This is a genomic window from Comamonas guangdongensis, from assembly GCF_041079535.1.
In the GTDB taxonomy this organism is placed as follows: Bacteria; Pseudomonadota; Gammaproteobacteria; order Burkholderiales; family Burkholderiaceae_C; genus Comamonas; species Comamonas guangdongensis.
The window spans coordinates 1-9,229 of the sequence record NZ_JBFYGN010000048.1; the positions used below are offsets into that span (position 1 = coordinate 1).

The window sequence follows — 9,229 nt, forward strand, 5'->3', positions numbered from 1 at the left end:
AGGTTGGCGCAGCCGGTGAGCCAGATGGCCGACCCCAGCAAGGCCGTCAGCTGGACGCGGCCACGAAAATTTTTCTCGGAGCGAGCACGAGCAATGGCATTCATATCAGCGATTGGATGTGGTTGCGAAGAGGTTTGACGGAAGGCGGGCGAGAGCGTCGATTGATACACATCAAGATCAGGAGATGCTTCATTACAAATAGACGCCTTGGGTAACGCCGTCGACTTGTCATGCCTTGACTAGGAAGGCTCGAGAGACAAGCCTGCAACGTTTTCGAGTGAAGTGTTCATTCAGCACTCACGCCATCTTCCGGAGAAATGGTTACATATGCTTCATATGGTAGAAGCACCTGGCATCGCGAATCTGAGCATTTCTGAGCTGTATTGCCTCAGCCAGGATTGCCGATTTCACGGAAAATGCGGATGAGCCAGGGAAGGCACAGCGTTGACCGCGTCCGTGCTGTGCCCGCTGGGGTTTTTTCACGTTGGCGGCGGCTGGCCGAGGCAGCTGGCATGGGCCGCATACAGAGGCTGGCGATATCTGTTGTACCCGTGAGTGGCGTGTTTTTCTGGCTGAACCTTGTCGACCTGAACCTGCGACCGAATTCCTATGTCGGCAAGCGCCTGGCGGTTCGGCTTGGAGCAACCGGCGCACCTTAGGGCTGAGCCGAACGAGGCCGTCAGCCGGGCATGGCCACGGAGGATCGTCTCGGAGCGAACGCGAGCCAGGGCATTCATAGCAGCGATGGGATGGGGTTGCGAAGAGGCTTGACCGAGAGAGTGAAACCCGGGAGTGAAAACACTCTCGGAGTTATTAAAAGTCTCAAATGTCAAAAAATGTGTTTGCAATGCTACACATCAACATCGATGTCTGCAATCCGGCATGTCAAAATTGGTGGTGAGGAGCTGCTCTCCGATCTTCAGGGGGAGAGCAAAGACAGCGCCATGTGCGGTGCGTCACCTGCCCATGGCTCGTTGATACCCCTTGGGATTGAACCTCGTCACCAGCAGGCACACCAGGGCGGCCACGCCGGCCTGATAGAGCCAGCCCGAGGTCCAGCTGCCGCTGAGCTGGTGCAACTGCGCCATGGCCAGGGGGGCCAGCGCGGCGAGGATGAAGCCGCCGCCCTGCATCAGCGAGTTGAGCGCGCCGGCCTGGGTGGGCGAGGGCAGGTGGTCCAGAGCCACCAGCATAAAGAGCGAAAAGCAGCCGCCCAGACCCAGGCCCAGCACGATGGCATTGAGCGTGGGCATGGCATCGGGCCACAGCGCCAGGCCGGCAAAGCCTGCGACCTGCAGCAGCAGGGCCAGCAAGACCCAGGGGCGACGGTCCACGCTGCGCCGCGCCAGAGCCGGCATGGCCAGGGCCGAAGCGGCCTGGGCGATGGAGAGTATGGCCAGCAGCGAGCCGCTTTGCGTGGCCGTCCAGCCATGGGTTTGATAGAACGGTGCGAGCCAGGCCACGGTGGAGCCATAGCCGCCGTTCATCAGGCCGAAGCTGATCAGCAGCAGCCAGGTGCGGCGGCGGCGCAGCAGCCAGCCGGTGTCGCCGCCGTCCCCGGAGTGCGGGGCGGAGCCCGAGGCTCGCGTCAGGCTGTCGGCGCGCATCAGGCTCAGCGCCCGCCAGGCCAGGGGCAGGGCCAGCAGCACGGGAATCGCCCAGATCGCCAGCGCCGCCTGCCAGTCCATGCCCCATTGCATGGCCAGCGGCGAAAGCTGTGCGCTCAGCGCGCCGCCGCCCATGAGCGCCGCCGAATACAGGCCCATCATGGGTGCCACGTTGTGGGGCGACTGGCGCTTGATCAGCCCCGGCATGATGCTTTGCACCAGGGCCACGCCCGCGCCGCACAGGCCGGCCGTGGCGATCAGCAGGCTGCCCGTGGCCGCGCCGGCGGGCAGCATGCGCAGCGCGCAGCCCAGCGCAATCAGCAGCAGCGAGCCGCAGATGGCCGAGCGTGCACCCCAGCGCAGCAGGGCCGTAGGGGCCAGCCAGCCGCCTATGCCCATCAAGGCCATGGGCAGCAGCGTGAGCCAGGAAAAGCTGCGCAAATCCATGGCTGTGGCCTGTTGGATCGCATTGCCCAGCGGGCCGGGGGCGGTGAGAAAAGGGCGCAGATTGATGGTGACCAGCACCACCACGCTCAGCCACAGCAGCGGCGGCACGCGATGAGACGGGGTGTTTGTGGATGTCATGAACGAGGAGGGTGCCCGCGCTGCGGCGAGCCGCAGCGCGGGGTGCTTCAGGCTGTTGTTATGGTTTTTTCAGCAGATGGGTTTCAGGCCGCGGGCCAGGGCGCGTCGCCGTAGAGCTGGGCGGCGCTGATGCCCGTGTCTATGCGTGTGATGGGCAGCGGCGCAGGGTTCAGCGAAAGACGCAGGCGCTGATAAGTGCCCGCGCTGGACAGGCCGTAGGGCTCGGCGTCGTCGTTGTCGAAGGCAAAGAACACCTGCTCGGCGCCATTCATGACCAGGGCCGCCAGGCACATGGGGCAGGGGTGGCCGCTGGCATAGATGGACAGGCCCGCGAGGCTGGGGTTGGCGCGTTGGCGCGTGCCCGCGCGTATGGCCTCCATCTCCGCATGGGTGCTGGGGTCGTGGCTGGCAATGATGTCGTTGACGCCCGTGGCGATGACTTCATCTCCCTGTGCGAGTACGGCACCGAACGGGCGGCCGCCCTTGAGGCGGTTGGCATGGGCCAGGTCCACGGCCAGGCGCATCAGTTGTTGTGGGGTGCTGGAAGTTGGGCTCATGACTATGAAAGATATGGCTGCCGGCGCTTGATGCATCGGCGTCGCAGCTGTTTTGTTTGGAAGGGGCGAGGCGGCGCCCAGCGCCGTGCAGCGTACACCTGCAAGGCCGTGCTGCTATCCGTCTGGAGAGCAAAACTTATTTGCTCTGACGGTGGTGGCGGCCCATAAGTTCCGCCCAGGTCGAGCAAGCCAGTTCCACCTGCTGGCGTGCCGCGGGGCTGGCGGCCAGCATGCGCGCAAAGCCGTGGACCATGGCCGGGGCGCGCAAAAGCTGCAGCGGTGCGCCCAGTGCCTGGGCGGCCTGGGCAAAGGCCTCGGCCTCGTCGCGCAGAATGTCGTGACTCGCCGTCATCAGCAGTGTGGGCGGTAGCTGGGCAATGGCCTGGTTGCAGCGGCCGGGTGTCAGCCATTGCGCCGTCTGGCCCTCGGGCTCGCCCAGTTCCTGCCAGTAGCGCTGCATGGCCGCGGGCGTGAGCCCGAAGCCCGTGGCAAAGCGGCGCATGCTTTCATGGTCCTGATCGGGCTGCAGCGGCGGGTAGAGCAGGAGCAGACCCGCGATGCGGGCCGCATCGGCCGGCTGCTGAATCTGCCGCACAGTCGCCGCCAGTGCCAGGTGGCCGCCCGCGCTGTCGCCGCCCAGCAGCACGGCATCCCTGGCAAAGGGCAGCAGGCCCTGCATGCTGCGCAGCCATTGCAGCACGGCCAGCACATCGTCCAGCGGTGCGGGAAAGCGGTTTTCGGGCGTGCGGCGGTAATGCACGGACAGCACGGCATGGCCGCTGAACTGCGCCAGGTGCTCGCAGAGGTCGTCGTGGGTGTCGAGATCGCCGACCATCCAGCCGCCGCCATGCAGCCAGACCAGGGTCTGAGGCGTGGGCGCCCCATGCTTTTGATAGCTGCGCACGCAGATCTCGCGGCCGTCGGCGGCCACAAAATGGTTTTGCCGCGCGATGCCGGGCAGCGGCGTGCGGATCAGCCCCGCCTGCAGCTCGGCGAGCCGGCGCCGGCGCAGGGCAGAGGACAGCTGCGGCGTGGGCGTGTCCGCATCGAGCCGCGCAAAGCGCTGCAGCGTACGGGCCAGGGCGGGGTCGATTTCGGTGGCGGCGGGGGAGGTCATGGCCGCAATCATAAATTTGATAGCTGCCGGCACTGGTTCAATCTGCTCCAATCCGGGTTTTGAGGCATGGTCATGCGGGTCTGGGGAACTGCACGCTGACACGCAGCCCGGGCCGCTGCTGTGTGCCGGGCATATGCTGCGCCGGGCCCAGCGCTATGGTGGCGCCGCAGGCCCGGGCCACTTCCTGGACTATGGCCAGGCCCAGGCCCGTGCCCTGGGTGTCGGTGGCAAGGCGGTAGAAGCGCTCGAACACCCTGGTCCGGCTCTGGGCCGGAATGCCGGGGCCGTTGTCTTCTACCCAGAGCGTCAGTGCGGCGGCCGTGGCCTCCAGCCCCAGCGTGACCCGGCCTTGCGGCGGCGTGTAGCGTATGGCGTTGTCCAGCAGATTGGCCAGCAGCTCGGGCAGCAGAGGCGAGGCCGCCTGCAGGGTGCAGTCAGCGGTCTTGGCGGCGTCGGGACCCTGCCAGCCCAGGTCTATGGACTTGCGCTCGGCGGCCGGCGCATAGTCTTCCAGTGCCTGCAGGCACAGCGCTTGCAGGTCCGCGGTGACCGTGGCCTGCGCCGCGGGCTGTTCGGCCTGGGCCAGCACCAGCAGCTGGTGAGTGAGGTTGATCAGCTGCTGGTTGCTGCGCTGCAGGCGCAGCAGCGCGGCGCGGCGCTGCTCCGCGCCAAGCTGGGCCAGTTCGGCAGGCGTCTGGCTCAGGGCCTGCTGCAGGGTATGGGCCTGGATGGCTAGCGGCGTGCGCAGCTGGTGGGCCGCGTCCGAGACGAACTGCCGCTGGCGTGCGACCTGGGCGCGTAGGGTGCGTGCGAACTGGTTGACGGTCTCGGTCAGCGGGCGCAGCTCCTGGTGCAGCTGGCGCGAATCCAGGTGGAAGTCCAGATCCTGGGCCGGCCGCTGGGCCAGCTGGCGCGCCATGGACAGCAGCGGGCGCAGCTCCAGCGTCAGCGCCGTGGCGCTGACCAGCACGGCCACGGCCAGGGCCCACAGCAGGTATTCCATGGTCGGCCGCCACAGCGTCTGCACCATGGCGTCACGGCTGTGCGTGGTCTTGCCCACCATGATGTTGATCTCGCGCGCGCCGGCCACGTCATACATGGCGCGGCGGGTGGCGACCGCGCGTATGGGCTGGCCCTGCCAGACCGCGTCATACCACTGGGCATGGTCGCCGCCAGTCAGCCGCAGCGGCTGCGGGACGGGAAAACCGGGCTGACCCGCCAGCAGCTGGCCTTCGCCGTCGGTCACGCTCAGATAGATATGGTCATGGGCCGTCGACATGAACAGGCTCAGGGCCGAGGGCGGCACGCTGGCCTGCACATCGCCGTCTTCCCAGATCAGGCGGTCGGCCAGGATCTTGGCCGAGGACAGCAGGTCGTGGTCCTGCACGTAATCGGCGGCTTCTTCGGCATGCTCGTATGCAAACCAGCCGCACAGCGCTACCAGCACGGCCAGCGGCAGCAGCAGCCACAGGGCAAGGCGGGCGCGCAGGCTGTGGAGCACGGCTTACTCTGCGTCGGGCAGCCGGGGCTTGAGCAGATAGCCCACGCCGCGCAGCGTCATGATGGCGGCGTCGCTGGCTTCGAGCTTTTTGCGCAGGCGATGCACGTAGAGCTCCAGCGCGTCTTCGCTGGCTTCCTCGTCCATGCCGTAGACGGCATCCAGCAGCCTGGCCTTGGAGACGGCGCTGCCATGGGCCAGCATCAGGGCTTCGAGCACGCCGCGCTCGCGCGGGGGCAGGGGCAGTTCCTCGCCATCGATGGCAAACAGCCGGGTGCGCAGGTCCAGCTGCAGCGTGCCGCAGCGCACCAGGTTTTCGCGCCCCGGCATCTGGCGTCGCGCTATGGCCTGCATGCGCGCCAGCAGCTCGCGCAGGTCCACGGGCTTGACCAGATAGTCGTCGGCGCCTATCTCCAGGCACAGCACTTTCTGGTCCATGGAGTCGGATGCGGTCAGCACGATCACCGGCAGCGCATCGCCACGTTCGCGCAGGCGGCGCAGCAAGGCCTTGCCGCTGAGCTGGGGCAGGTTCAGGTCCAGCAGCAGCAGGTCGTAGTGTGCCTGGCTCAGCAGCTGATCGGCGCTGTCGCCGCGATTCACCAGGTCCACCACAAAGCCCTGCTGGCGCAGCAGCTCGGCCAGGGACTGGCCCAGCTCGGGGTTGTCTTCCACCACAAGAAGCTTCATGTCGCCAGAGTACGCCCAGTCCTGCGCGGCGGAGCTACGTGGAATAACGACCCGGGATAACCCCTAAACATATTGCAGTGCAGCGAAAGCGGGACGAAAGCGCGCGATTTCTAGACTGGCTTCACCAATGACCGGAAGGCGCAGCCGGCCCTGCAACGGCCGGCACGCCATGACAAGCATTTAAAGGAGACTCCGCCATGTCTTTGAATCCTCGCTCCCGCTGCGGCCTGCTGGCTTCCGCTCTGGCCAGCGCCCTGCTGGCCCTGTGCAGCGTGGCTCCGGCCGCCCATGCGGCCGACAGCGATACCGTGACCATCATGGTGGGAGGCATCAACAAGATCATTTATCTGCCCGCCAAGCTGGCCGAGGTCCTGGGCTACTTCAAGGCCGAAGGCCTGAAGGTGGAGCTGCAGTCCCAGCCCGCGGGCGTGGATGCCGAAAACCAGCTGATCGCCGGTGCCGTGCAGGGCGTGGTGGGTTTCTATGACCACACCATCGATCTGCAGGCCAAGGGCAAGGAGATCCAGGCCATCGCCGTGTTCTGCAAGGTGCCGGGCGAGGTGGAGCTGGTCTCCAGCAAGGCCGCAGCCGCGGGCTTCAAGACCATGGCCGATGCCAAGGGCAAGACGCTGGGCGTGACGGGCCTGGGCTCGTCGACCGAATTCCTGACCCGCTATCTGGTGGACAAGCAGGGCGTGGCCAGCAAGGACTATTCGCTGCTGCCCGTGGGCGCGGGCAGCTCCTTCATCGCCGGCATGAAGCAGGACCGCATCCAGGCCGGCATGACCACCGAGCCCACGGTGTCGCAGATGCTCAAGTCCGGCGAAGCCAAGGTGCTGGTGGACATGCGCACCGAGGTCGGAACCCAGGCCGCGCTGGGCGGGCTGTACCCGGCCGCCAGCTTTTATGTGCGCAATGACTGGGCAGCCACGCACAAGGATCAGGCGGCCAAGCTGGCCCGCGCCTTTGCCAAGACCATGGCCTATATCGGCAGCCACAGCGCCGAGCAGATTGCCGAGCTGATGCCCAAGGACTATTACGGCAGCGACAAGGCCCTGTATGTGGAGGCGCTCAAGGCCTCCCTGCCCATGTTCACCAAGGACGGCGCCATGCCCGCGGGCGGGCCGGAGACCGTGCTCAAGGTGCTGTCGGCCTACAAGCCCCAGGTCAAGAGCGCGCATATCGACCTGAGCAAGACCTATACCAACGCCTTTCTCAGCACCAAGTAAGGCGGCCTTGAACCGTTAACGGGAGCTTTCCATGTCCTCTGTCACCCCGCCGCTTGGCGCTTCGCAGCCGTCCGGATTCATCTCGCCCCAAAGCGCTGTCGCGAGCGCCGGCCATGCGGATGCAGCTATCGAATTCGATGATGTCTCGCTGCGCTTCATCTCGGCCGACGGCAATGCCACGATAGCGCTGCGCAATTTTTCCATGACCGTGGCCAGGGGCGAGTTCGTGGCCATCGTGGGCCCCACGGGCTGCGGCAAGTCTACGACCCTGAACATGATCACCGGCCTGCTCAAGCCCACGGTGGGCCGCGTGCAGGTCATGGGCAAGCCCGTCACGGGGATCGACCCACGCATAGGCTTTGTGTTCCAGGCCGATGCGGTGTTCCCCTGGAAGTCCGTGCGCGAGAACGTGGCCGCCGGGCCCATCTTCCGCGGCACGCCCAAGGCCCGGGCCCTGGCGCTGGCCGATGAGTGGATACAGCGCGTGGGCCTGGACAAGTTCGGCAACCACTATCCGCACCAGCTCTCGGGCGGCATGCGCAAGCGCGTGGCCCTGGCCCAGACCTTTATCAACCAGCCCGAGATCCTGCTAATGGACGAGCCGTTCTCGGCGCTGGACATGCAGACGCGCACGCTGATGCAGGACGAGCTGCTGCGCCTGTGGTCCGGCAGCGGCGGCTCCGTGGTGTTCGTGACGCACGACCTGGAGGAAGCGATTGCGCTGGCCGACCGCGTGTTCTTGCTGACCGCGCGCCCCGCGACGCTCAAGCGGGTCTACGAGATCGACCTGCCGCGCCCGCGCATCATGAGCCAGGTGCGCTATGACCAGCAGTTCATCGACCTGTCCAAGCGCATCTGGGACGACCTGCGCGAAGAAGTGCAGATCCAGTAAATCCCCAATGCGCTGCGCAAGGAGAAACACATGTCCGAAATGGCTTTGAACACAGCGCCGGAAAAATCACCGGCCCCCCAGTCCGTCCCTTCATCCGGCGCCAGACTGCCCCAGGCGATCAGCGATGCGGCCCTGGCCCAGGAGTCGGCCATCGCCCAGGCGGGCATCAGGCGCCGGCGGCGGCTGATCATCACCCTGCGCCTGGCCGTGCTGGTCCTGGTGCTCGGCGGCTGGGAGCTGGCGGCGCGCCTGAAATGGATAGACCCGTTCTTCTATTCCATGCCCTCGATGATCTGGAACCAGATCGTGGAATGGCTGCGTGACGGCACCTCTCAGGGGCCGCTGTGGCAGCAGGTGCTGGTCACGCTGGAGGAGACGGTGATCGGCTTTCTGATCGGTGCCGTGGCCGGCGTGGTCTGCGGCATCGTGCTGGGCCGCAACAAGCTGCTGTCGGACGTGTTCTCCATCTATATCCAGATCGCCAACTCCATACCGCGCGTGGTGCTGGGCTCGGTGTTCGTGATCGCCCTGGGCCTGGGCATGGCCTCCAAGGTGGCTCTGGCCGTGGTGATGGTCTTCTTCGTGGTGTTCGCCAACGCCTTCCAGGGAGTGCGCGAGGCCGACAAATACATGATCGCCAATGCGCAGATCCTCGGCGCCTCGCCGCGCCAGCTGACCACGGCGGTGGTGATCCCCTCGGCCATGTCCTGGATTCTGGCCAGCCTGCATGTGAGCTTCGGCTTCGCGCTGGTGGGCGCCGTGGTGGGCGAGTTTCTGGGCGCCAAGGAGGGCATAGGCCTGCTGATTTCCACGGCCCAGGGCGCTTTCAATGCCAGTGGCGTGTTCGCCGCGATGATCGTGCTGGCCGTGGTGGCGCTGGCCGCGGATTTCCTGCTCACGCGGCTGGAAAAACGCCTGCTCAAATGGCGGCCCGCGGCGTTCTGAGCGCCGCACCAGAGTAAGCCACCGCCTGCGCGGTGGCTTTTTTTTAGGCTCTGTCTGCGTTCAGTGTTGAACTCTCCATATTTCCCGCCAGTCCAACGTACATGTAGGACTG

General features: G+C 66.0%; 8 protein-coding genes. 3 read left to right on the plus strand and 5 right to left on the minus strand.

The genetic code is table 11. The features are described from left to right. Positions 1-956 precede the first annotated feature (956 nt). The 5 genes from AB6724_RS21435 to AB6724_RS21455 all read right to left on the minus strand — a co-directional run bounded on the left by AB6724_RS21435 (position 957) and on the right by AB6724_RS21455 (position 6,051). Positions 957-2,192, minus strand: a complete 1,236-nt coding sequence (locus AB6724_RS21435) for an MFS transporter (protein WP_369340567.1) — start codon at positions 2,190-2,192, stop codon at positions 957-959. Positions 2,193-2,275: 83 nt separating this feature from the next. Beyond that, the gene (locus AB6724_RS21440; RefSeq protein ID WP_369340568.1) at positions 2,276-2,749 is read right to left on the minus strand and encodes a nucleoside deaminase; all 474 of its coding nucleotides are present in this window, start codon (positions 2,747-2,749) and stop codon (positions 2,276-2,278) included. Between the two features lie 136 nt (positions 2,750-2,885). Next, positions 2,886-3,866, minus strand: coding sequence for an alpha/beta hydrolase (locus AB6724_RS21445; RefSeq protein ID WP_369340569.1), 981 nt, complete (start codon positions 3,864-3,866; stop codon positions 2,886-2,888). Positions 3,867-3,936: 70 nt separating this feature from the next. Beyond that, on the minus strand, positions 3,937-5,367 hold the full coding sequence (locus AB6724_RS21450) for a sensor histidine kinase (protein WP_369340570.1): 1,431 nt from the start codon (positions 5,365-5,367) through the stop codon (positions 3,937-3,939). 3 nt (positions 5,368-5,370) lie between these two features. Beyond that, entirely contained in the window at positions 5,371-6,051 is a 681-nt protein-coding gene (locus AB6724_RS21455; protein WP_369340571.1) for a response regulator, read from the minus strand. 197 nt (positions 6,052-6,248) lie between these two features. Between AB6724_RS21455 and AB6724_RS21460 the strand changes: the two genes are divergently transcribed. The 3 genes from AB6724_RS21460 to AB6724_RS21470 are packed head-to-tail and all read left to right on the plus strand — an operon-like array spanning position 6,249 to position 9,117. Continuing rightward, positions 6,249-7,280: an ABC transporter substrate-binding protein gene (locus tag AB6724_RS21460; RefSeq protein WP_369340572.1), complete on the plus strand. Its 1,032-nt coding sequence runs from the start codon at positions 6,249-6,251 to the stop codon at positions 7,278-7,280. A gap of 31 nt (positions 7,281-7,311) precedes the next feature. Continuing rightward, the gene (locus AB6724_RS21465; protein ID WP_369340573.1) at positions 7,312-8,172 is read left to right on the plus strand and encodes an ABC transporter ATP-binding protein; all 861 of its coding nucleotides are present in this window, start codon (positions 7,312-7,314) and stop codon (positions 8,170-8,172) included. Between the two features lie 30 nt (positions 8,173-8,202). Then, positions 8,203-9,117, plus strand: coding sequence for an ABC transporter permease (locus tag AB6724_RS21470; RefSeq protein WP_369340574.1), 915 nt, complete (start codon positions 8,203-8,205; stop codon positions 9,115-9,117). Positions 9,118-9,229: the final 112 nt, after the last annotated feature.